The organism is Mangrovivirga cuniculi, from assembly GCF_005166025.1.
Lineage (GTDB): Bacteria > Bacteroidota > Bacteroidia > Cytophagales > Cyclobacteriaceae > Mangrovivirga > Mangrovivirga cuniculi.
Genome location: NZ_CP028923.1, coordinates 66,126 through 86,978 on the forward strand (window position 1 = coordinate 66,126; position 20,853 = coordinate 86,978).

Here is a 20,853-nt window from a genome sequence, read left to right on the forward strand (position 1 = left end):
TGTTTTGTAGATTTTTTTGTTGCAGGGCCCGGTTTAAAATAATTTGCCACCATGTTGTACCGCCCTTCTTCACCACCATAAATGCTATTACTTCCCCAGTTATAGATCACATTATTTCTAAAATCCGTTAGCTCATTTTCTTCATTTTTTGTTGAAGAAGAACCACTAAACCTGGGGCTTCTGCTATTATGATGCGCGATTAGATTATGGTGAAAAGTAGCTCCATTTCCACCCCAGATCGCGCCATAACCGTGTGGTCCTTTTTCATGCTTGGAATTATTCAGGCTTTCTGAAATAATACACCATTGCATGGTAAAATCTGAGTTAGAATAAAAGAAGCACATTCGTCAATCGACCAGCTCATAGAGCAATGATCTATAATGACATTGTTAAGAAAACGACCGTTGATCGCATCTTCCTGAACATCACCTTTATCACCTAGCCTGAATCGCATATAGCGAACAATTACATTGCTTGCACGAATCTGCAATGGATAATTTTTTATGCAAATACCATCACCGGGAGCTGAATGGCCGGCAATAGTCACATTGCCATTTTTAATGGTCAGATTTGATTTAAGATCGATGTTTCCCGATGTTGAAAACACAATAATCCGGGGTTCTTCCTGCTCAATCGCTTCTCGAAGACTACCCGGACCTGAGTCATTCAAATTTGAGACTACATATACTTTTCCTCCTCTACCTCCTGTAGTGAATTTCCCGAAACCCTCTGCATCCGGAAATGCTAATTGTTGAGCCTTTCCCGTGAAACAAAAAAGTAGCAGAAGAATAAAAGGCAAAATGTATCTATTCAGTTTCATTAGTTTTCATTCGCTGGTTTTCCTATGGTAGCCAATATTCCACCATCGACATAAATAATCTGTCCATTGACGAAATCACTTGCCTTAGATGACAGGAAGACAGCTGTACCCTCAAGATCTGCAGGGTCACCCCACTTACCAGCAGGAGTACGATTAACAATAAAATCATTGAATGGATGACCATCTTCCCTGATCGGGGCAGTCTGACTCGTAGCAAAATATCCCGGGCCGATACCATTGACCTGAATATTATGTTTTGCCCATTCAGTGGCCATATTTTTTGTAAGCATTTTTAATCCACCTTTCGCGGCTGCATAGGCACCAACCGTATTTCGACCTAATTCAGTCATCATGGAGCAGATATTAATGATCTTACCAGAACCCCTTGAGATCATGCCCTTAATAACTGCTTTGGATACAATAAACGGACTGACAAGGTCAACCTTGATCACATCTTCAAATTCGGAAACTTCCATTTCTGCAAGCGGCGTTCTTTTAATAATACCCGCATTATTTACCAGAATATCGATTGGACCTACTTCCTTTTCAATCTTCCCGATATATTCAATAACCTGATTTTCTTTGGTGACATCAAAAAGATAGCCTTTGGCATCTATGCCTTCCTTTTTATATTCTTCTATTGCCTTATCGATTTTCTCCTGTGAGGAATGGCCATTGATAACTACAGTGGCACCAGCTTTCCCGAGCCCCATTGCCATCGCCATACCTAAACCGTGAGTTGCCCCGGTAACCAGCGCTGTTTTTCCTTTGAGATCAAATAAATTCATATTATTTCATTTCATTTATTGGACAAACATCCATATCACCATAATCAAGGTTTTCACCGGCCATTCCCCAGATGAACGTATAATTTGAGGTTCCGGCACCCGCGTGAATTGACCAGGGTGGAGATATTACAGCCTGCTCATTGTGCATCCAGATATGACGCGTCTCATCAGTCTGTCCCATAAAATGACTCACTGCCTGATCTTCAGGAAGGTCAAAATAGAAGTAAACCTCCATACGACGATCGTGAACGTGAGAAGGGACAGTATTCCAGATACTTCCTGTCTTCAACTCAGTCATGCCCATTTGCAGCTGACACGTATCAACGATACCTGAAACCAGCATTTGATTTACCGTTCTGGCATTAGACGATTCCAGCGAACCAAGTTCAAGTTTGTTCGCATCATCTTTAGTTACTTTTTTATTTGGATATGATTGGTGAGCCGGAGCTGAGTTGATATAAAACTTAGCGGGTTTATTAGAATCCGCGCTAGAGAATTTTACATCTTTAGCCCCTTTACCTATATATAGTGCTTCTTTAAAACCTAATTCGAAATCTTCACCATCAACAGAGACAGTTCCACTACCCCCGACATTGATCACGCCCATTTCTCTTCTGTCGAGAAAATGTTCAGCTTTAAGTGGATCGATAGTTTCTAATGTTAAATCTTTTTTGACCGGAACAGCAGATCCTGCGATATATCTATCATAGTGAGTGTAAACCAGGCAAATCTTATCTGGCTGCATGATGGAGTCTACTAAAAACTCCTTTCTGATCTGTTCAGTATCATATTTTTTTACCGCCTCCGGACCGGAAGCATATCGTACTTCATATTCTGTAGCCATAACTTTTAAGTGTATTTTATTCCAAACTTCACTTAAATATATAAAATATTTTTTAAAACCGTTAACGTTAACGGAAATTTACCGGAAAAATAATTGATGTGTGAATTATTGGTGAAGGGAGAGGGGTAATTATGAGCTGGAGGGCTGATTGGGCAGGGTGGTCAGATGTATAATGATTAATATTTGAAATAATGGGATGAGATTATTTAGTGAAATATTTTTAACCCTTATTATAACCCAGGGTGACACCTGTCACAGCAAAAGGTTCAAGTACTTAGTAACTTAAATTACAATTCAAGAACAATGAAAGTCCTGGTATTTATAATAGGGTTTTTATTATCGTTTATAAGTTATTCTCAACTTAACCAGGATTCAATTAATCAATCAAAAACTCATTATAACAACATAATAGTACCAGACAGTATATTTCAGAAAGCTCCACGACATGCTATATATGGTGAATTTAATGTCCTCTATTTATATGGCGTGTATGAAAGGCTATACAGACTGAATAAAACTGTTCAATTTTCTGCTGGCGCCGGTATTGGCTTAGGCCTGGGTTATAGTGGCTATGGAGAATATCCGCTCATTATATTCCTGAAACCATCATTTCTTGTTGGTGGCCCTAAACACAACCTTGAGTTTGGAACATTTTTTACACCTCAAAGAAGATCCTGGGGTAAATTCAGTCCTCACCTGGGATACAGACTTGTTAAGCCAGGTGGTTTTATATTCAGAGCCGAAATAGTTTTAATTATGCAGTTTGAAAAAGATGAAATTTACCCTCACGATGAATGGGTAGATATATTTCCCTTACCAGGAATTGCAATCGGAAAAACCTTTTGATTACCTCTAATCTACTCAGTTTACATTGATGGCTTTTTATAAATCCCTTTAAACCAGATAATCACTTAATCAAAATCAACCATTTTTTCTGCTAATAAAAAAGCATGGACAGAACGTGTTTGCTAAAAAAGCAACGCGCACCAGAGGAGGACTGTATCGTCCTAAAATAAGTTGACAGTTTAAAAGGATAGTCCTATTATAAATTTACAATTTTACTTTAATCCTTCAACCCCGGGATAAATAATCAAAAAAATCAATTATTATTTAATATTCAATCCATTATTTTACTTAATATAAATTCATTAATTCTTGAAAAATTGCTAAATTTGCATAGATATAGTTTATCAAAAATAAAGAAATCGATACCCGAGATTTTCAACTATATCAATATTATAAGGGAACTGTCCTTTATAATTTCTTTCCTTGCTAAACGACAACTTTCCAATTATCAGGGATAAAAATTATAAGACAGATGAGCTACTTACAACAACCCATTCTGGGTTAAATCTTTCTGAGAGAACGATTAGGGGGGGAAACTACGAAAGTTTAATTCATCAAGATTTAATTTAGTTTAAGCACTTCTTTCATTTCAATATCTGGTAAATACAGTCAGATAATATCTTACCATGAATATCCGGATTGTAAAACTACAATTCTGTATTTATCAGTCATTGATCAACTTAAACTTCCTTTGTCCAGCCAATAATAATGAACAGGAAGTAAGATTATCGGGACACAGGATACAATTAACCATAAAAAATACTATCATGACAAATTTATGGAACCAAATTTACCTTATAATAATCCTATTATCTGGTATTTCGATACATCTGGAAGCCCAGGAAACTATCAACTGGCAAATTCTGGAAGATAATGATTCGATATCAGTTTACTTTGCTCCGCTTTCTTGCGGAGATGAAGTTATCTTGGGGGAAAACATCAATTCATCAGTAGCATTAAAACTAATAAGAAGATTACCGGAAATCACAATGGTAACAGTATTCATCGATGTCAGTGATGGTATTGAAAGTCACGAAGGAAATTTCAATTTTACATTTGAATCCGGTGATGAATCAGTCTATGATTGTACAAGAATGCCACATTACTCACCCATGGGACCACTACCCTATGTTCCCGGGACCACGGTTACATTAGTTGATAGTTATATCGAAAACCATTAAGCTATGAAAAATTTAATGATGATAATTATAATTTTTCTCCCTCTTTTTGGAGTTGCACAACAACCAACCATCAACTGGGAGAAAGTAGATGGAGCCAGTAGAAATGAAATTCCCTACCAGGTAATTCAATTAGCCGATTCATCCTATTTAATAGTTGGCTGGGTTAATAATTTCATTTTAAATGGAGGGAATAAAACAAGTAAAAAATATGATAAAACATATACTGATGGATGGGTTGTTAAACGTGATAAAAACGGCAATAAACTATGGGATAAAAGCTATGGCGGCAACAGGCAAGATCAATTAACAGATGCAATAGCAATTCCATCAGGAGGTGCACTATTGTTTGGATACAGTATATCAAAAAGCAATACCGGAAATAAAACAGCTCCAAATCAAGGCTCATATGATTATTGGCTAATTCGAATTGACAATGATGGAAATATTATCTGGCAAAAATCTTATGGTGGAAGAAAAGCTGATTTCGGAACATCAATAGTGGAATCTGCAGATGGCAACTATTTTCTTGCCGGTTATTCCCAATCAAGCATAGAGGGTGATAAATCTGAAAAACCAAAAGGAGGTTATGATTACTGGATTATTAAAATAGACCCTTATGGGAAAAAAATATGGGATCGGACAATAGGCGGAAATGATCACGATTATGTCTCTAAAATCATTGGAAATGCAACCGGAGGGTGTACGATTACTGGTAGTTCATTCTCCTCAGCTAGTAGCGATAAAAGTGAACCTGCCATTAATGGTTACGATGACTGGGTAGTCCGTTTAGATTTTAAAGGAAATGTTTTATGGGAAAACACTATTCAATCACTTAATAATTTCAATTATAATTCCTCTATTGCAGAATTAAATGGAGATATATACTTGCTTAGCGCTGGAATTGGTACAATTGGTTATGATAAGACCGTCGAAAATGCTCGAAAATGGGATCTTTGGATGATCCAACTTGATGGCTCGAATGGTAATTCCAAAATGCAAAAACTCTATGGTGGGATAACTGAAGAATTTGCTTCAGATATTATAGTTTCATCGGACAACAACTTATTAATTAAAGGATATTCAAGTTCTGGTATATCCGGCGACAAAACAGAGTCCTTAAGAGGTGGTATTGATTTATGGTTACTAAAAATTGATCAATCTGGAAATATCATTTGGGATAAAACCGTTGGAGGACCAAGCAAAGAAACCCCTACAAATTTTGATAAAGGAATTACTTCAGACCAATATGGTAATATCGTAGTTTCAACAAGGTCATTTGCTTTTAAAAATAGTGGAGGAGATAAATCATTTCAGGGATATAACCAAGATGACTATTGGACTATACAACTTAAAGAAAATATAGTTGATAATACCCCTCCTTTTGTCAAGACCAAGGACATTACGGTCGAGCTTGATGTGGAAGGCAATGCTTCAATAACAGCTCAAGATATTGATGATGGCACATCAGACCCAGGAGGTATTGCTGTACTTGAAATTGATATTAGCAATTTCGATTGTAGTAATATTGGACCAAATACGGTAATTCTAACAGCAACTGACAACAGTGGAAACACTGCCTCAGCTCCTGCTATTGTGACCGTAGTTGATAATATTCCTCCCACTGTAATCACTAAAAACATCACCCTTAATCTTGATGCAACAGGAAATGCTTATTTGGAAGCTATTCATCTAGATAATGGTACAACAGATGCTTGTGGCATTGCTTTATTTCAAAGCAAGGAGAATTTCACCTGTGCTGATATTGGAGAGAATATTATTAATCTCGCAGTGACAGATGTTAATGGAAATACAGCTAAAGGTCAGGCTATTGTTACAATAATTAATGATAATCCGGTAATAAATAGTTTATCACTTCCAATTAATCCCAACCCATTAGAAACCCAAATGAATGCATCAGCTACCTTTACTGATGACAACTTATCAGCTGCTGAATTTTCATGGGGTGATGGATCGAGTTCAATTGGTAGTATATTAGATAATAACATAACTGCCAGTCATATTTATTCTACTCCAGGCGTTTATGAAGTTTCTCTTACAATTACAGACGCCTGTGGATTGGAAGCTACAAAAATGTTCCAGTATGTAGTTATTTATGATGCCTATGGAGGTTTTGTAACCGGAGGAGGTTATATCTGGTCACATCCGGGTTATTACACACCTGACCCACTTGCTGAAGGAAAAGCTAATTTTGGTTTTGTGGCCAAATACCAAAAAGGAGCAACTACTCCAACCGGTAATACTCAATTCAGATTCACTGCAGGAAACATGAATTTCCACAGTGCTGAATATGATTGGTTAGTAATTGCAGGTCAAAAAGCGATGTATAAAGGTACGGGTACCATTAACGGAGCCGGAAGCTACAAATTCATGCTTTCAGCAATTGATGGAACCACTAAAGCAGATGGTGATCGTTTCCGAATGCAGATTTGGGATATGTCAGATAACTTAATCTACGACAACCAACTTGGTAAAGATGAAAATGCTGATGCCTCAACCTATCTCGGTGGCGGATCAATTACTATTCACGATGGAAAAACAAAAGGAGGAACTTCAACTGCTGAGGTCATTGCGGGGGATTTCATTACTGAATCCATCAAATTCTATCCAAATCCGGTAAAATCAACTTTGAATATCCAACTAACTGAAAGATTCAAGGAAGGTAACAATCCAATGAAAATAGAAATATTTGAGACAAACGGTAGATCAGTTGGGTTCCGTAAGTATAGCGAAGTTTCTTCAGGGAAAATCCAAGTTCAGTTAGAAAGTTTAAACAATGGTATTTATATCTTAACCTTGAAAAAAGGAAATTATCTGGAATATTTGAGATTTATAAAAGAATAATAATCATATGACTGTTTAAATGGGCGTACTGTATTTCAGTGCGCTTTTTTTATCTTTTCACTGCCCAGCTCAGGTTGATTGACTTTTCCTGGCTGATATTTTGTAGTGGAAATCATTAATTACCTTTAGGCTATAGGGTAAAATTCTATCTTCTAAATCACTAGTAAAACCGATATAAAGTTTATCATATTGCTCAGAATACAATACATAAACGGTGAACATAATGTATCTTGGTTTGGTTGAAACAAAAAAAGCCGAACTTTATGACCGGCTTTAGTAGTAGCGGGAGCGGGAGCAGGACTCGAACCTGCGTCCGTCAGCTGACGGATATGAGCCCGACGAGCTACCTGAGTAAATTATATGTCTTTCGGATGAAATTTCTTCCTCTACTTGATTTGAGCTGTTTTTCTCTTTTTAAGGCTAAACCTTTGTCATCAAATTCTTCAGTGTGAATTACTTTCCAGGGTCGATATCTAACAGTATAACCTTTGGTGGCCTTCTGGTTATGGGAAAGGATCCTATCTTCCAAATCACTGGTATAGCCAATGTATAGTTTATCATATTGCTCTGAATACAATACATAAACGGTGAACATAAATTATTCTGGTTTGGTTGAAACAAAAAAGCCGATCTTTATGACCGGCTTTAGTAGTAGCGGGAGCAGGACTCGAACCTGCGTCCGTCAGCTGACGGATATGAGCCCGACTAATACTTTCCGGTATTTTAAACAAAAAAGCCGATCTTTATGACCGGCTTTAGTAGTAGCGGGAGCAGGACTCGAACCTGCGTCCGTCAGCTGACGGATATGAGCCCGACTAATACTTTCCGGTATTTTAAACAAAAAAGCCGATCTTTATGACCGGCTTTAGTAGTAGCGGGAGCAGGACTCGAACCTGCGTCCGTCAGCTGACGGATATGAGCCCGACTAATACTTTCCGGTATTTTAAACAAAAAAGCCGATCTTTATGACCGGCTTTAGTAGTAGCGGGAGCAGGACTCGAACCTGCGACCTTCGGGTTATGAGCCCGACGAGCTACCAACTGCTCCATCCCGCGATGTATCTTTGTTGGAACTAAATTTGTTCCTTCGTTTCTCAATTGGAGTACAAAGGTAGGTATAATTCTGATAAAATCAAGTACCTTTGCAAAGAAATTTTTAATTATGTCAAAAACTAATCACAAAGCCGGCTTTGTAAATATAATTGGGAAACCCAACGTAGGTAAATCAACCCTTATGAATGCGTTGATCGGAGAAAAATTATCGATCATCACTTCTAAGGCTCAAACAACCCGACATCGAATCATGGGTCTTCTCAATGGAGATGACTTCCAGGTGGTCTTCTCAGATACACCAGGAATCCTAAAACCTCAATACGAATTACATAAAAGCATGATGGGCTTTGTGCATACTGCCCTGGAAGATGCTGATATTCTATTATTTGTTACTGACCCATTTGAAACCCTCGATGACGCAGACCAGATAATAGAAAAGATCAATAATAGTGATGTTCCTACTTTTGCAGTGGTTAATAAGACTGACCTGAAAAAGGATGACCAGGTAGCAAAACAAATCGAACATCTCCAAAAACATCTTAAGGCAGATAAGTTTTTCACTGTTTCTGCATTAAATAGCGAAAATGTCGCATTATTATTTGATGCTATTTTAGAACAGCTTCCCGAACACCCTGCATATTATCCTAAGGATGAAATGTCAGACAGGCCTGAGCGTTTTTTCGTAGAAGAAATAGTCAGGGAAAAAATCTTCTTAAATTATAAGAAGGAAGTTCCTTACAGTTCTGAAGTCGTATGTACTGATTTTGAAGAAGATGATGATATCATCAGAATTTATGTGGAAATATACGTTGAGCGAAAAACACAACGTGCTATTATAATTGGCCACAATGGTGAATCAATCAAAAAAGTAGGAATGCAGTCAAGAGAAGATCTTGAAAGATTTTTTGGAAAGAAAGTATATTTAGAATCTTATGTCCGTGTAGAGCCAGACTGGCGTAAGAAGCAAAATAAATTGAATAAATTCGGATATAACAATCAATAAAGAATACTTATGGCAAATATAGTTGCAATAGTAGGACGACCTAATGTAGGTAAGTCGACTCTGTTCAATCGACTTATCGAAAAAAAGCAGGCCATTATGGATGATCAACCGGGTGTTACGCGTGATCGTCATTACGGTTTTGGGCACTGGACAGATAAATATTTTACAGTTATAGATACAGGCGGATATGTTACCGGTTCTGCAGATCAGTTTGAAGGCGAGATCCGGAAACAGGTAAAAACTGCGATGGAAGAAGCTTCTGTTATTGTTTTCATGGTTGACAGCCATGTCGGCATGACTGATCTTGATAAAGAGTTTGCTAATGTAGTCAGGGAAACTAACAAACCAGTAGTTGTTGTTGCAAATAAAGCCGATAACCTGGAATACCAGATGATGGCCAATGAGTTTTATGCTCTTGGAATAACTGATGAGATCTTTCCGATTTCTGCTAATAGTGGTTCTGGTACTGGAGATCTTCTTGATCATATTATCAGCCATTTTGAAGAGCAGGGGGATGAAAATCCGCATGAAGGTATTCCACGAATAGCAATATTAGGACGTCCCAACGCTGGTAAATCTTCTTTTCTTAATACTATCACAGGAAATGTAAGGAGTATTGTTAATGAAGAAGCAGGCACCACTCGTGATGCTGTTGACACTCACTATAAAATGTATGGGCAGAATTTCATTCTTACAGATACTGCCGGAATTAGAAGAAAATCACGTGTCAAAGAGAATATCGAGTTCTATTCTGTTATGAGATCAATACAAGCATTACAAGACAGTGATGTTTGCGTTGTAATGGTAGATGCAACTCGTGGATTAGAATCTCAGGATGTTAACATTATTTCTTTAGCAGTGAAATATGGAAAAGGGGTAATGATCATGATAAACAAATGGGATCTGGTTCAGGATAAGTCAAGTAATACGGCAAAAGAATATGCCGATAGAATTTATGAACGAATCGGAGATTTGAGATATATCCCAATAATATTTACTTCGGTAACTGAAAAACAACGTATTTTTCAGGCAATGGAGCTTGCCGTCAAAATATTTGAGAACAAAAACAGGAAAATTCCTACATCAAAAATTAACGATATTTTACTAAAAGAAATAGAAAAAACACCACCGCCGGCTACTAAAGGAAAGTATATAAAAATCAAATATATCACACAATTACCGTCTAAAACGCCATCTTTCGCGTTTTTCTGTAACTTACCGCAATACATCAAAGCTCCTTATCAAAGGTTCTTAGAAAATAGAATTCGTGAAAAGTTTGAATTTACTGGTGTTCCTTTAAAAATCTTTTTTAGGAAAAAATAATTTTATCACTATCTTTGTTGCCATCAATATATTTTTGTTCAATTACCAAATTTATTTGCACGATGAAAAAATTATTTGCCTTATTATTAGTAGCAGGATTTATGACTGCAATGGTTTCATGTGGTGGAAATGCATCTTCAGAAGGTGAAGAAGCAGCTACTGAAGTTTCTGCAGAAGAGTCTGCAGTTGAAGAAAACGTAGAAGAAGCTACTGAAGACGTAGAAGAAGCAGCTGAAGAAGCTACTGAAGAAGTAGAAGAAGCTGGCGAAGAAGCTGGTGAAGAAGTTGAAGAAGCTACTGAAGAAGTAGAAGAAGAAGTGACTGAAGAGTCTGCTGAGTAATTTATACTCACTTCTATAAAAACTTTAGAGCCTTGATTTAATCAGGGCTCTTTTTTTTATCTTTGCTCCCGTATGATTGAAGCCCTGAAAAAGAAATATGCTTCCGGTAGAAAAACTTTTGAAAAATATTTACCGGAGCCCGCTGTAGAATATTGCTTTGAACTCTGGCTTACTTATTCCTTTCGATTTAAGATCACTAAAGACAGACAAAGCAAACTGGGTGATTACAGGTATGACCCCGGCACCAAAATCCATTCGGTTTCAGTAAATCATAACCTAAACAAATATCAATTTCTGATCACTTACATTCACGAAGTTGCCCATCTGGCTGTGCATAAGAAGCATGGTAACAGTGTTTCTCCTCATGGTCAAACATGGAAAAAGCAATTTAGAGAACTTTTTTTACCGGTCTTGAATGACACAGTTTTTCCGGATGATATTGTAAGATTATTGGCAAGACATATGAAGAACCCTAAGGCATCTACTCATGCTGATGCAAATTTATCAATGGCTCTTGCTGCCTATGATGATAATAATGAGGGAATAACTTTTCTTGATGCCGTACCGTTAGGGATGAATTTTATATTCAGAAGTAAAAAATACCGCAAATTAGAAACCCGCAGAACTCGTGTGGTCTGTCTGGAGGTATCGAGTGGAAAAAAATACCTGATCAACAAAGTCGCAAGGGTAACAACAGACTCCTAAAGGCCAAGTCTTTTTGAAAACTCTCTACTGATTCTTTCCATCAACATTGCCGGCTTAAAAGTCCTCCAGTTGATCAATTCAAGTGACCCACCAAAATCTATATAGGAATCAATCCCATAATTTTTCCATTCCTGGTAAACGTGTTCATGAAACCCCACAGCACAGATCCAGCCATCATCAATATCGTCAAACCACTCCTCGTAATAACTATCATCATCACCATGAAAATTAAATACATTTTCTCCTATAAGAAGAAACTTATTTATTCCTTCATCAATTAAAGGGTCAATAACATTTCGCTTTAAATGCATGGAGTCGTTTGTAATCGCATCATTCCATTCGCCAATAAATTCAATGATGCAGGTACTTCTTTCGTAATCTACATAAAGCAACTTGGCATACAGGGTGTCGCTACCTATGTAATCCCAGGCAGGATCGATATAATAGCCATAGATATTATCTGTATAAAGATCAAAATTATAAGTCTTTCCATAAAATGGAGACCGCTCATCATCTTCCGGCTTATAATATTTCAACCAGTTCTCATATGGAATGAGATCATGCATGAAAATTATTTCTTATAGTGCTCAATTACTTTTCTCACTGAACCATAACTTGAAAGGAGTTCCTGGGCCTCTACTCTGGAAATATTCAATGAATTCATTAACATCCTACACCCTCGCTCGACAAGCTTATCATTACTTAGTTGCATATCAACCATCTTGTTTCCTTTAACACGACCAAGGCTGATCATCACGCCTGTAGAGATCATATTAAGAATAAGCTTCTGGGCAGTACCTGCTTTCATGCGGGTACTTCCGGTGACAAATTCAGGCCCGACAACAGCTTCCACAGGTACCTCAACTGCCTGGGCAAGTGGACTGCCATCGTTACAGGTAATACAACCTGTGAACAAACCATTTTCCCTGGCGTCTTTCACTCCACCAATCACATAGGGTGTAGTTCCTGATGCTGCAATACCGATTACTGAATCATTCGGGCCGATATTATATTCACTTAAGTCCTTCCAGGCCTGTTCTGTATCATCTTCCGCAAATTCTACCGCTTTACGAATTGCGCTATCTCCACCTGCTATAAGTCCAATGACCATATCATGTGATACCCCGAAGGTTGGAGGGCACTCAGATGCATCAACAATTCCAAGCCTTCCACTGGTACCGGCTCCGATGTAAAACAATCGGCCTCCGGCCTTCATCCTCTTTGAAACCTCAAGAACAATTTTTTCAATCTGGGGAATACATCCTTCAACTACCTCAGGAACTTTCTTATCTTCCCTATTTATAGAATGCAGAAGTTCACCAATCGGCATATTCTCCAGGTTATCATATAATGAGTCTGATTCTGTCGTTCTGTCTTTCATTTTTAAGATGTACTTCTTTCAATTAAACTTTTGTGGTAAAGGGTTAATCCCGCGATCGGTGTTTCGGTAATATTTCTAACAGCGATGCCATTATCATTGGCAACCTGTCTTAGTAAGTTACTAAAATAGAATGCTATTCCTCCCGTAAAATGAACAGGAAGTGAATCAACTTGCTCAGGAAAATACTTTTTTAACTGCTTAAAAATAAATCAAACCTTGAATAGATCATTCGTGCCACCCATGGTTTCGCCATGTGCTGAATCATGAATTTTGAAAACCCTGCCAGATACCGTTGTTTATTTTCAGCGTTGTAAAGATCTGACAATACTTTATCTGGTTCACCAAAGCGCTTATCAAAAAATGATGCAAGGTCATCCGGCATATCACCTTCCTGCCTGCCTTTGATCAGCATTTTTCCAAGGTCTGCTCCGCTCCCTTCATCTCCTAAAATATATCCTACTGATGGTGATATCTTAACTATTTCCTCTCCATCGAAATATACTGCAGATGCACCGGTTCCCAGGATACAAGAAATACCTGGATAATTCCCACATGCACTTCTGGCCGCGGCAAGAACATCACCATGAACATAAATATCAGTATCTTTCCAAAAAACCTGATGTTACTTTCAACGAATGCAGCCGGTTCTTTTCTCTGGCAACCTGCACCATAAAAATAAATTTCAGACGGAACCTCCTGAGCGTGTTCTTTTACTTGGCTGAAGACCTTTTTAAAATCGTCTTCTGAAGATAGATTTGCTTGTAATCCTTCTGTGCGAAGTTGGCTGATCTCTCCTTTTTCAGAAATAAACCGCCAATCTGCTCCTGTCCCACCGGAGTCTACGATGTAGATCATTTTTTTACTTTACCAATTTTCTGAAATCGTTCAAATACCTTCTCAGTATGTGGTGCCTCGGGTAGCTCATCTGTAAGATCCTGCCCCGCCCAATGTTCATAGTGTTTGCCATTTTTCCACAACCTGGAACTGGAAACATCGTAAATATCTCCTTTATAAGCAACATACACTTCCTCTTTATCCTGTCCGTTGTAAAGAGCCAGCTGTGACTTTGTTAATTCTTTCAATTTGAATATTGGTTCGCCAGAGATTTGATCACTTCTTCTACAGACAACGTATCATCGTAATATCCAACTATCTTTCTGATAATATCATCGACCATCGCATCAGGACATGAAGCTCCACTGGTTATCAAAATTCTTGCAGGTTTGTCTTCTGGAAGGTATCCTTCAGTGACTTTTTCTTCTTTGCTCTTATGCAAATAATGAGATATTAATTTATCTGATAGAATTTTATCAGCGGACGAAATATGATAGGTAGGAAGCTTTTCTTTGCATAGATCCACCAAATGCGAAGTATTACTGCTATTGTAACCTCCAACTACAATCGCCAGATCCGCATCAGCTTCTAAAAGACCTTTTACAGCACGTTGATTATCGGAAGTTGCATAACATAATGTATCCCTGGTATTAGCGAAGTGGTCATTAATATTTTCAGTACCAACCCTGGATTCCATTATATCTTTCAGGTGATCGGTAATCTCCTGGGTATCCTCTGCTAGCATAGTAGTTTGATTTACCACTCCTATGCGGTCAAAATGAACCTCCGGGTCGAATCCTTCACTATAACGGTCGGCAAATTCCTCGTAAAACTCTTCTTTAGATTTTTGTTTTAATATATAAGGTTCTAGCTTCCTGGCCTCTTCCATGTTTTGTACTACAACTGCCGGCGCACTTTCCTTAGCATGAGAAAATGTTGCCCTGGTCTCTTCATGATATCTTTTACCATGGATAACCACTGTATAATCATCATTACCAAGGCTTCCTGCTCTTTTCCATACTTTCACCACAAAGGGGCAGGTAGTATCAAATCTTTTAACATCGATATTTTTCTCTTTCAGCAGCTCTTCAATTTCAATTGTCGTACCAAAAGCCGGTATAACCACTATATCATCATCTTTGATCTCATCCCATGGAACAAACTGATTGCCCTGTGTATCCATTATAAACCTGACTCCCATTTCATGAAGGTCCTGATTTACCTTTGGATTATGGATCATTTCACTTAACAGAAAGATCCTCCTGCCGGGATTTTCATTAACAGTCTTGTATATTATCTCAATAGCGTTTTCTACACCATAGCAAAAGCCAAAATGTCTGGCTACATTAATTTGCACAGGCCCAAAATCCAGGGTCGACGGAGTAAAATCTTTTTTGGTTCTATCACTTAGCTTACGCAGGTCCTTGATTTTAGAAATTATCGGACTCCTATAAAAGCTTGGTATATCAAATTTTTTCATACTTCTTTTTCTTAACGAGAATGAACCTTCAAAGTTAATAGCTCTTTAGAACTGTCTAAGATATTCTTTCAAATGATTTACAATTTTAGGACTTTCTTTTTGAATGCTATATAAAATCCCACTCTTATATGCATTAAAACCCAGAAAATACATTCCGGACCATTGGCCTCCGGGGATAGCAGAATAAGGGTTTCCATACGGATTGAGAAGTTCTTCACCTCCCTCTACAAATTCCTCCACTGCCGATTTAAAGCCGGTAGCAAATATAATGGCATCGATATCTATCATGCTTTCATCACAAAACCAGGCCCAGTGTTCTCTTACTTTAGTGAGCTCAGGCTTGACCTCGATTTTACCCTGACGGATATAATCCATAGTACCCTGATCTATCACCGGGGTTTTTCCTTCTTTTCTAAGCATTTTACCAGGAGACTTTTTATCAATATTCAACCCATACTTAGTCATATCATGATAATGACAATTTTTAATAATATTCCCTATCATATCGGTTATAAAAGAAGGGAGATACTTATTAAGGATTATATTGGTATGCTGTGTTGGTCGCCCTCTAAATTCAAGAGGAACTACATTTATCGGGTTGCGGACTGAGACAAAAGTTTTTGCCCCATGATCGGATAAATCCATTGCTATCTCTGCGCCCGTATTACCCATGCCTACAACCATCACATTTTGATCACTAAAAACATTTCCATTTTCATAATCAGAACTATGAATTTGTGGGCCCTTAAAAATATCATATCCATCAGGCTTAGGCATTACCGGCTTCCTGTTAAATCCTGTGCATATAATCACTGATTTTGAAACCCATAAGTTGCCATTATCTGTCTCAACGATAAATACGTTATTATTTTGCTCTTTGGCCACACGAATTACCTCCTCACCGAAAATCGGTTCAATTCCATATCTGGTTGCATATATATCCAGGTAATCAGCAAAATCTTGTTTAGGAACGAAATCGGGGTAGGACTCAGGAAAGGGAAGACCCGGCAAATGTGAATATTTCTTGGATGTATGTAGACGCAATCTGTCGTAATGGCCTTTCCAGCTACTACCTACAGAATCATTTTTTTCGATGATAACAAATGAAATGCCAGCCTGTCTCAATAATGCTCCAACTGCCAGACCGGCAGGACCTGCACCAATAATTACTACGTCAGTTTCAGTCACAAGCAAAAGTTTTTATATTCTTCATATGCCTCCTGATTTCCCAGGGTTGCAGCTTTTCGAAAATCTCTGCAGGCAGACTCCATATTATTCTGTTCGAGATGACAGTATCCCCGATAAAGAAATCCATATGGATTTAAGTTTCGAATATAAATAAGCCAACTAAACACTTTCCTGGCTCTTAAAAAATAGCCCTTCTGTAATAATAATAGACCATAATTCAAATACACTTCTGCATGTAAATCAGGTACATTTCTGGGAGGCATTATTACAAACCAGGCCTTTCCATATATTTGTTCGTAACTCCTTTCAATTCGTTTACGCGCGAGCCTGAAATATGAAAGAGCTTTAGTTGTATCATTTAAATCTTCTAAATAAATTCTGGCTGTCTTAAAAGCTACTGTCACTCCTGTAGAATCAGCCTTGGCAACTCTCTCAAGTGCCTTTATCAAATCTTTTTTATTACCTATTGCCTGCATGCACTGGATCATGTTTTTTCCAATTCTGATGAGGAATACTCCTCCCTGATCCAGATATAAATTATATAACTGATAAGCCCGTGAATAGTTTTGTTCTTCAAAATGGAAATCTGCTCGCTGATTTAAGTAATTTAATGCTTCAATCCTTCTCCATTCCCAGTTTATCGCAAGACGATCTTTTTCAGGTATGCTTGCAAAAGCTGAAAAAACTTCGTTAAAGGCTTCTGGAGTATCTTTTTTTCCTACATCATCCATTGCCTGAGTAATTGGCTCAAGCTTTTTTTCGAAAATGTATTCATTATACCAATCATAACTGGTCTTAGTAATAAATACTAAAACAAAAATCACCATCACAATACTAAATGCATAAATGGTCGCCCTTTTATTTTCTTCAGGAGATAAATGTTTGCCTCCTTTTGAAAAAGGATTAGGTGGTCTGAAAGTGTTTTTTGACCTTCTTCTATAGTTTCTGGTTACATTGGTTCGATAAGTCCTGACCTGCTCTTCATACCGCTGATATTTCAGCTTGTCATCATATATCTTTTTTGATTGCGGGTCGGATAATATTTGATAGGCATTCAGAATATCTTTAAATAGCGCTTCGGCACGAGGGTTATTTGGATTTACATCAGGGTGGTATTTTTTGGCCAGTCGTTTATAAGCAGACTTTATCTCATGCATGTCTGCGCTCTCAGAAATTGATAGTATGGAGTATAAAGTCTGCATTGTCAATAAAACGCTAAATCCCCCTGTCTCCTTATATAAAAATATAAAAACCCGGTCAAAGAGCCGGGTTTATTTTCGGTTAAATTAAAGAACCTTTAAAAATTACAAATCAATGATCTTAAACTCTACGCGGCGGTTTTCCTGCTTTCCTTCCTCTGTAAAGTTATCCGCAACAGGCTTTGATTCACCATATCCTACTGCCTCAATTCTATCTTCAGAGATACCTTTTCCAATCAAATATGTTCGTACAGAATTGGCTCTTCTATCACTCAGTTTCTTATTATAAGCATCTGATCCATCGCCATCGGTATGTCCTCCAAGCTCAACTCTCATCCCCGGATTTTCTTCAAATATTTCAATCAATCTATCCAGTTCAAATCTGGACTCGTCTCTTAAAGTCGCCTTATCGTAGTCAAAAAAGATATTATTCAGTCTCAAGATACTTCCCACCTGTATTGGAACAAGATATATATCCTGAACTATCTCTTCATTAGGTCGATACTCCTTTGTATCAATATTAAATGAAGCAGGTAAATATCCTTTAGCTTTTGCATAAAATGCATACTTACCGCCTATATCTACTTGCTTTTCATAATCACCCAGACCTTCTTCAGTTATCATCGAACCTATCGATCTTCCTGTTTTAAGATCCTCAAAAGTGACTTCAGCTGATATTGGTGTTAAAGTATTTTCATCTATCGTTTTACCGACAATCATCATCTTATTACAAAATGACTTTTCTTCTGCCCAAAGAGCATCAATTTCAGCAAAACTCAGACTACGCCTCCATATTTTTATTTCATCGATATATCCTTCGTAAGGCCTGTCCTGACCAACTATTTGCCTTCCTAATTTGAAAGTCACATCAGAAACTCCGTTGTATCCATCGCCATGTTGTCGATCGATCCGATCCATCTCCCCGTCGACAAAGACTCCCATTTTTCCTGATTTATTCCATACCAATATTACATGACGCCAGTCTTCAATACCATATCTCGTTCTTCCGTACACCCCTGTTTCGTAGTTAACTCCGTCAGCAACGGTAAAGGAAATTAGATTTTCAATATTAAAAAATGCAGCAAACTGATCACGGTGCTTATCAAAAGCCCATTTACCAAGAATAAGACCAAAGTCTTCACTATAAAGCCTTGTTGGCCTGAACCAAAAAGAAATTGTCATACCACTGCGGCTTCCATTCAATACCTGGTATTTATCATCATACTCAATGTAATCGTCAATACCGTCGAAAAAATATGCATTACTGCCACATCGGCATGATTCTTCTAATTTTGCTCCATTAACTGTACCGGTTATTTCATTTCCGGTTACATCATCGGGCCCTTCATTCAATGGAAAATGAGCAATCAGTCCCCTTTCAAGATTGATTTGCTGAGTTTCCTGGGCGAAAATTGATTGAGCAACACATAAAAAGCATAGTAAAAAAAAGAATACTGTCCTTGCCATAGCACTTCAAAAGCTAAATATTCTAAAAAAATGAAATCAAATATAGTACAAATTATTAGCCCGGAATATTTAAAATAACCCAAAACCATACTTGCATCGACATTTTCACCTCATTGATCGAATATTTTCATCAACTGGTAATAGTGGAGAAATCACCGGTATATTAAAAATCAATTTAATTCTATATATTAGTTGACATAAAAAAGGAGGAATAATGATATTTAGCAATGAAAAGCAACTTCGTATTTTAATCGAAATTGCAAAATCTGATGGGGAATTACACCCGGATGAATTATCCTTGATTCTAAGGATAGCTGAAGGAAATGGAATCGATCATGATACAGTGAAAAACTATATTGCTGAGCCTAAACCATCGGGAAAGCTTGAAGCCCTTACTTTTGATCAAAAGTTCGAATATCTATATAACATTATCCTGCTGATGAAAGCAGATAGACGGATTACCTTCAAGGAAATAAAACATTGTCAGAATATCGCTAAAAAGCTAGGGTTTAATCCAACTGTCGTTAGTGAATTATCAGCGCACGTATATAGTGATCCATCAATCTCTGCTGATATCAATATGCTCCATAATAAAGCGAAAAAATACCTGGTAAATAAGGCTTAAGGAATATCCTGACCAAGTGACGCTGAATAAACATCAAACCATTCCTCATTCGATAAATCGATTTGAAATGCTTTCAAGGCATTTCTAAGTCTTGAACCTTTACCTGTACCAAGTACCGGAAGAATACCTGAAGGATGCTTCAAATGCCAGGCTAAAATTATTACATCTATCCCCACTTTATACTTCTCAGCGATCTTTGTAATTCTATCTTTAACTCTGGCAGTCCTTGGATCTGATAAATCCTCACTGAACATACCACTACTACCTAGTGGCGACCAGGCCATAGGCTTAATCTTTTTTTCAATGCATTGATCAAGCGTACCATCTGTAAGGCAATCTAAATGAAGTGGAGAAATTTGAACCTGGTTTGTTACTAAGGGGAAAACTGAATTTAACATCGAAAATTGAGAAGGGGTGAAATTCGAAACACCAAAATTGATCACTTTTCCTTCGTGTTTCAATTTATTAAATGCGCCGGCAATTATATGTGGATCCATTAAAGGACTTGGTCTGTGCAAAAGCAATAGATCGAGATAATCAGTTTTCAAATTTTGCAAACTCCGCTCGACTGATTTTACAATATGACCTTCAGAATAATCATAACTTTTTATACTATGGTCTGGCCTGTTAGGCGAAACCATTTTAATTCCACATTTGGAAACCAACTCAATATCATCACGATTAAACCCCGTTAACTCAAACGCTTTACCAAAAAGCGCTTCATCGGTATAATCACCATAAATATCCGCATGATCAAAGGTTGTGATTCCTGCTTCAACAGAATCTTTAATAAGCTCTGAAACCTGTACCGGGCTGAAATTATGTCCCCATTCACCCCATTTCCACACTCCGGCTACAAGTCTTGAAAATTCAGGCCCGTTCTCTGATAATTCTATCCTTGGACACTTTTCCAT

22 protein-coding genes and 1 tRNA gene are annotated in these 20,853 nt (G+C 37.6%); 8 read left to right on the forward strand and 15 right to left on the reverse strand.

The window, feature by feature from the left end; translation table 11 throughout:
- Positions 1 to 280: 280 nt before the first annotated feature.
- The 3 genes from DCC35_RS20520 to kduI are packed head-to-tail and all read right to left on the reverse strand — an operon-like array spanning position 281 to position 2,452.
- On the reverse strand, positions 281 to 820 hold the full coding sequence (locus tag DCC35_RS20520; RefSeq protein WP_175402666.1) for a hypothetical protein: 540 nt from the start codon (positions 818 to 820) through the stop codon (positions 281 to 283).
- Positions 820 to 1,608, reverse strand: coding sequence for a gluconate 5-dehydrogenase (locus DCC35_RS00265; RefSeq protein ID WP_137088888.1), 789 nt, complete (start codon positions 1,606 to 1,608; stop codon positions 820 to 822). Before DCC35_RS00265 ends, DCC35_RS20520 begins: the two co-directional genes overlap by 1 nt.
- 1 nt (position 1,609) lies before the next feature.
- Positions 1,610 to 2,452 carry a 5-dehydro-4-deoxy-D-glucuronate isomerase gene (gene kduI, locus DCC35_RS00270; RefSeq protein WP_137088889.1) on the reverse strand — a complete coding sequence of 281 codons (843 nt, stop codon included), beginning with the start codon at positions 2,450 to 2,452 and terminating at the stop codon, positions 1,610 to 1,612.
- A gap of 303 nt (positions 2,453 to 2,755) precedes the next feature.
- On the opposite strand from kduI, the gene DCC35_RS00275 reads away from it, so the two are divergent.
- The 3 genes from DCC35_RS00275 (at position 2,756) to DCC35_RS00285 (ending at position 7,341) form a co-directional block, all read left to right on the forward strand.
- Entirely contained in the window at positions 2,756 to 3,298 is a 543-nt protein-coding gene (locus tag DCC35_RS00275; RefSeq protein ID WP_137088890.1) for a hypothetical protein, read from the forward strand.
- Between the two features lie 767 nt (positions 3,299 to 4,065).
- Complete coding sequence (locus tag DCC35_RS00280) at positions 4,066 to 4,479, forward strand: hypothetical protein (RefSeq protein WP_137088891.1); 414 nt, start codon at positions 4,066 to 4,068, stop codon at positions 4,477 to 4,479.
- 3 nt (positions 4,480 to 4,482) lie between these two features.
- Positions 4,483 to 7,341: a T9SS type A sorting domain-containing protein gene (locus DCC35_RS00285; RefSeq protein ID WP_137088892.1), complete on the forward strand. Its 2,859-nt coding sequence runs from the start codon at positions 4,483 to 4,485 to the stop codon at positions 7,339 to 7,341.
- Between the two features lie 343 nt (positions 7,342 to 7,684).
- On the opposite strand, the gene DCC35_RS00290 is transcribed toward DCC35_RS00285, so the two are convergent.
- Both DCC35_RS00290 and DCC35_RS00295 read right to left on the reverse strand, forming a co-directional pair.
- Complete coding sequence (locus DCC35_RS00290) at positions 7,685 to 7,936, reverse strand: GIY-YIG nuclease family protein (protein ID WP_137088893.1); 252 nt, start codon at positions 7,934 to 7,936, stop codon at positions 7,685 to 7,687.
- A 387-nt stretch (positions 7,937 to 8,323) separates the two neighbouring features.
- Positions 8,324 to 8,396 (reverse strand) — tRNA-Met (locus tag DCC35_RS00295).
- Between the two features lie 106 nt (positions 8,397 to 8,502).
- Here DCC35_RS00295 and era point away from each other — a divergent pair.
- The 4 genes from era to DCC35_RS00315 all read left to right on the forward strand — a co-directional run bounded on the left by era (position 8,503) and on the right by DCC35_RS00315 (position 11,765).
- Positions 8,503 to 9,396 (forward strand): GTPase Era, encoded by an 894-nt coding sequence (era, locus tag DCC35_RS00300; RefSeq protein ID WP_137088894.1) that lies wholly within the window; start codon positions 8,503 to 8,505, stop codon positions 9,394 to 9,396.
- Positions 9,397 to 9,405: 9 nt separating this feature from the next.
- Complete coding sequence (gene der, locus DCC35_RS00305; protein ID WP_137088895.1) at positions 9,406 to 10,719, forward strand: ribosome biogenesis GTPase Der; 1,314 nt, start codon at positions 9,406 to 9,408, stop codon at positions 10,717 to 10,719.
- A 62-nt stretch (positions 10,720 to 10,781) separates the two neighbouring features.
- Positions 10,782 to 11,060, forward strand: coding sequence for a hypothetical protein (locus DCC35_RS00310; RefSeq protein ID WP_137088896.1), 279 nt, complete (start codon positions 10,782 to 10,784; stop codon positions 11,058 to 11,060).
- A gap of 72 nt (positions 11,061 to 11,132) precedes the next feature.
- Complete coding sequence (locus DCC35_RS00315; RefSeq protein ID WP_137088897.1) at positions 11,133 to 11,765, forward strand: SprT-like domain-containing protein; 633 nt, start codon at positions 11,133 to 11,135, stop codon at positions 11,763 to 11,765.
- Here DCC35_RS00315 and DCC35_RS00320 read toward each other — a convergent pair.
- The 9 genes from DCC35_RS00320 to DCC35_RS00360 all read right to left on the reverse strand — a co-directional run bounded on the left by DCC35_RS00320 (position 11,762) and on the right by DCC35_RS00360 (position 19,314).
- Positions 11,762 to 12,331, reverse strand: a complete 570-nt coding sequence (locus DCC35_RS00320; RefSeq protein ID WP_137088898.1) for a hypothetical protein — start codon at positions 12,329 to 12,331, stop codon at positions 11,762 to 11,764. The two genes, DCC35_RS00315 and DCC35_RS00320, sit on opposite strands and share 4 nt — an antisense overlap.
- A gap of 5 nt (positions 12,332 to 12,336) precedes the next feature.
- Entirely contained in the window at positions 12,337 to 13,146 is an 810-nt protein-coding gene (gene murQ / locus DCC35_RS00325) for an N-acetylmuramic acid 6-phosphate etherase (RefSeq protein WP_137088899.1), read from the reverse strand.
- A gap of 190 nt (positions 13,147 to 13,336) precedes the next feature.
- The gene (locus tag DCC35_RS00330) at positions 13,337 to 13,558 is read right to left on the reverse strand and encodes a hypothetical protein (protein ID WP_137088900.1); all 222 of its coding nucleotides are present in this window, start codon (positions 13,556 to 13,558) and stop codon (positions 13,337 to 13,339) included.
- A gap of 65 nt (positions 13,559 to 13,623) precedes the next feature.
- The gene (locus tag DCC35_RS00335) at positions 13,624 to 14,001 is read right to left on the reverse strand and encodes a hypothetical protein (RefSeq protein ID WP_137088901.1); all 378 of its coding nucleotides are present in this window, start codon (positions 13,999 to 14,001) and stop codon (positions 13,624 to 13,626) included.
- Positions 13,998 to 14,228 carry a cytochrome b5 domain-containing protein gene (locus DCC35_RS00340; RefSeq protein WP_137088902.1) on the reverse strand — a complete coding sequence of 77 codons (231 nt, stop codon included), beginning with the start codon at positions 14,226 to 14,228 and terminating at the stop codon, positions 13,998 to 14,000. Before DCC35_RS00340 ends, DCC35_RS00335 begins: the two co-directional genes overlap by 4 nt.
- The gene (locus tag DCC35_RS00345) at positions 14,225 to 15,460 is read right to left on the reverse strand and encodes a 4-hydroxy-3-methylbut-2-enyl diphosphate reductase (protein ID WP_137088903.1); all 1,236 of its coding nucleotides are present in this window, start codon (positions 15,458 to 15,460) and stop codon (positions 14,225 to 14,227) included. Before DCC35_RS00345 ends, DCC35_RS00340 begins: the two co-directional genes overlap by 4 nt.
- A gap of 45 nt (positions 15,461 to 15,505) precedes the next feature.
- The gene (locus DCC35_RS00350; RefSeq protein ID WP_175402667.1) at positions 15,506 to 16,648 is read right to left on the reverse strand and encodes a flavin-containing monooxygenase; all 1,143 of its coding nucleotides are present in this window, start codon (positions 16,646 to 16,648) and stop codon (positions 15,506 to 15,508) included.
- Positions 16,645 to 17,850, reverse strand: coding sequence for a J domain-containing protein (locus tag DCC35_RS00355; RefSeq protein WP_137088905.1), 1,206 nt, complete (start codon positions 17,848 to 17,850; stop codon positions 16,645 to 16,647). The genes DCC35_RS00350 and DCC35_RS00355 overlap by 4 nt, the downstream gene beginning before the upstream one ends.
- 102 nt (positions 17,851 to 17,952) lie before the next feature.
- Positions 17,953 to 19,314 (reverse strand): OmpA family protein, encoded by a 1,362-nt coding sequence (locus DCC35_RS00360; protein WP_137088906.1) that lies wholly within the window; start codon positions 19,312 to 19,314, stop codon positions 17,953 to 17,955.
- Between the two features lie 214 nt (positions 19,315 to 19,528).
- On the opposite strand from DCC35_RS00360, the gene DCC35_RS00365 reads away from it, so the two are divergent.
- Complete coding sequence (locus DCC35_RS00365) at positions 19,529 to 19,939, forward strand: tellurite resistance TerB family protein (protein WP_137088907.1); 411 nt, start codon at positions 19,529 to 19,531, stop codon at positions 19,937 to 19,939.
- Here the strand turns inward: DCC35_RS00365 and DCC35_RS00370 are convergent.
- Positions 19,936 to 20,853, reverse strand: a complete 918-nt coding sequence (locus tag DCC35_RS00370) for an aldo/keto reductase (RefSeq protein WP_137088908.1) — start codon at positions 20,851 to 20,853, stop codon at positions 19,936 to 19,938. The genes DCC35_RS00365 and DCC35_RS00370 overlap by 4 nt on opposite strands.

Coding starts and splice junctions, on each gene's coding strand:
- DCC35_RS20520 (WP_175402666.1), bottom strand. CDS start 820: ATGAAACTGAATAGATACATTTTGCCTTTTATTCTTCTGCTACTTTTT.
- DCC35_RS00265 (WP_137088888.1), bottom strand. CDS start 1,608: ATGAATTTATTTGATCTCAAAGGAAAAACAGCGCTGGTTACCGGGGCA.
- kduI (WP_137088889.1), bottom strand. CDS start 2,452: ATGGCTACAGAATATGAAGTACGATATGCTTCCGGTCCGGAGGCGGTA.
- DCC35_RS00275 (WP_137088890.1), top strand. CDS start 2,756: ATGAAAGTCCTGGTATTTATAATAGGGTTTTTATTATCGTTTATAAGT.
- DCC35_RS00280 (WP_137088891.1), top strand. CDS start 4,066: ATGACAAATTTATGGAACCAAATTTACCTTATAATAATCCTATTATCT.
- DCC35_RS00285 (WP_137088892.1), top strand. CDS start 4,483: ATGAAAAATTTAATGATGATAATTATAATTTTTCTCCCTCTTTTTGGA.
- DCC35_RS00290 (WP_137088893.1), bottom strand. CDS start 7,936: ATGTTCACCGTTTATGTATTGTATTCAGAGCAATATGATAAACTATAC.
- era (WP_137088894.1), top strand. CDS start 8,503: ATGTCAAAAACTAATCACAAAGCCGGCTTTGTAAATATAATTGGGAAA.
- der (WP_137088895.1), top strand. CDS start 9,406: ATGGCAAATATAGTTGCAATAGTAGGACGACCTAATGTAGGTAAGTCG.
- DCC35_RS00310 (WP_137088896.1), top strand. CDS start 10,782: ATGAAAAAATTATTTGCCTTATTATTAGTAGCAGGATTTATGACTGCA.
- DCC35_RS00315 (WP_137088897.1), top strand. CDS start 11,133: ATGATTGAAGCCCTGAAAAAGAAATATGCTTCCGGTAGAAAAACTTTT.
- DCC35_RS00320 (WP_137088898.1), bottom strand. CDS start 12,331: ATGCATGATCTCATTCCATATGAGAACTGGTTGAAATATTATAAGCCG.
- murQ (WP_137088899.1), bottom strand. CDS start 13,146: ATGAAAGACAGAACGACAGAATCAGACTCATTATATGATAACCTGGAG.
- DCC35_RS00330 (WP_137088900.1), bottom strand. CDS start 13,558: ATGCTGATCAAAGGCAGGCAGGAAGGTGATATGCCGGATGACCTTGCA.
- DCC35_RS00335 (WP_137088901.1), bottom strand. CDS start 14,001: ATGATCTACATCGTAGACTCCGGTGGGACAGGAGCAGATTGGCGGTTT.
- DCC35_RS00345 (WP_137088903.1), bottom strand. CDS start 15,460: ATGAAAAAATTTGATATACCAAGCTTTTATAGGAGTCCGATAATTTCT.
- DCC35_RS00355 (WP_137088905.1), bottom strand. CDS start 17,850: ATGCAGACTTTATACTCCATACTATCAATTTCTGAGAGCGCAGACATG.
- DCC35_RS00360 (WP_137088906.1), bottom strand. CDS start 19,314: ATGGCAAGGACAGTATTCTTTTTTTTACTATGCTTTTTATGTGTTGCT.
- DCC35_RS00365 (WP_137088907.1), top strand. CDS start 19,529: ATGATATTTAGCAATGAAAAGCAACTTCGTATTTTAATCGAAATTGCA.
- DCC35_RS00370 (WP_137088908.1), bottom strand. CDS start 20,853: ATGGAAAAGTGTCCAAGGATAGAATTATCAGAGAACGGGCCTGAATTT.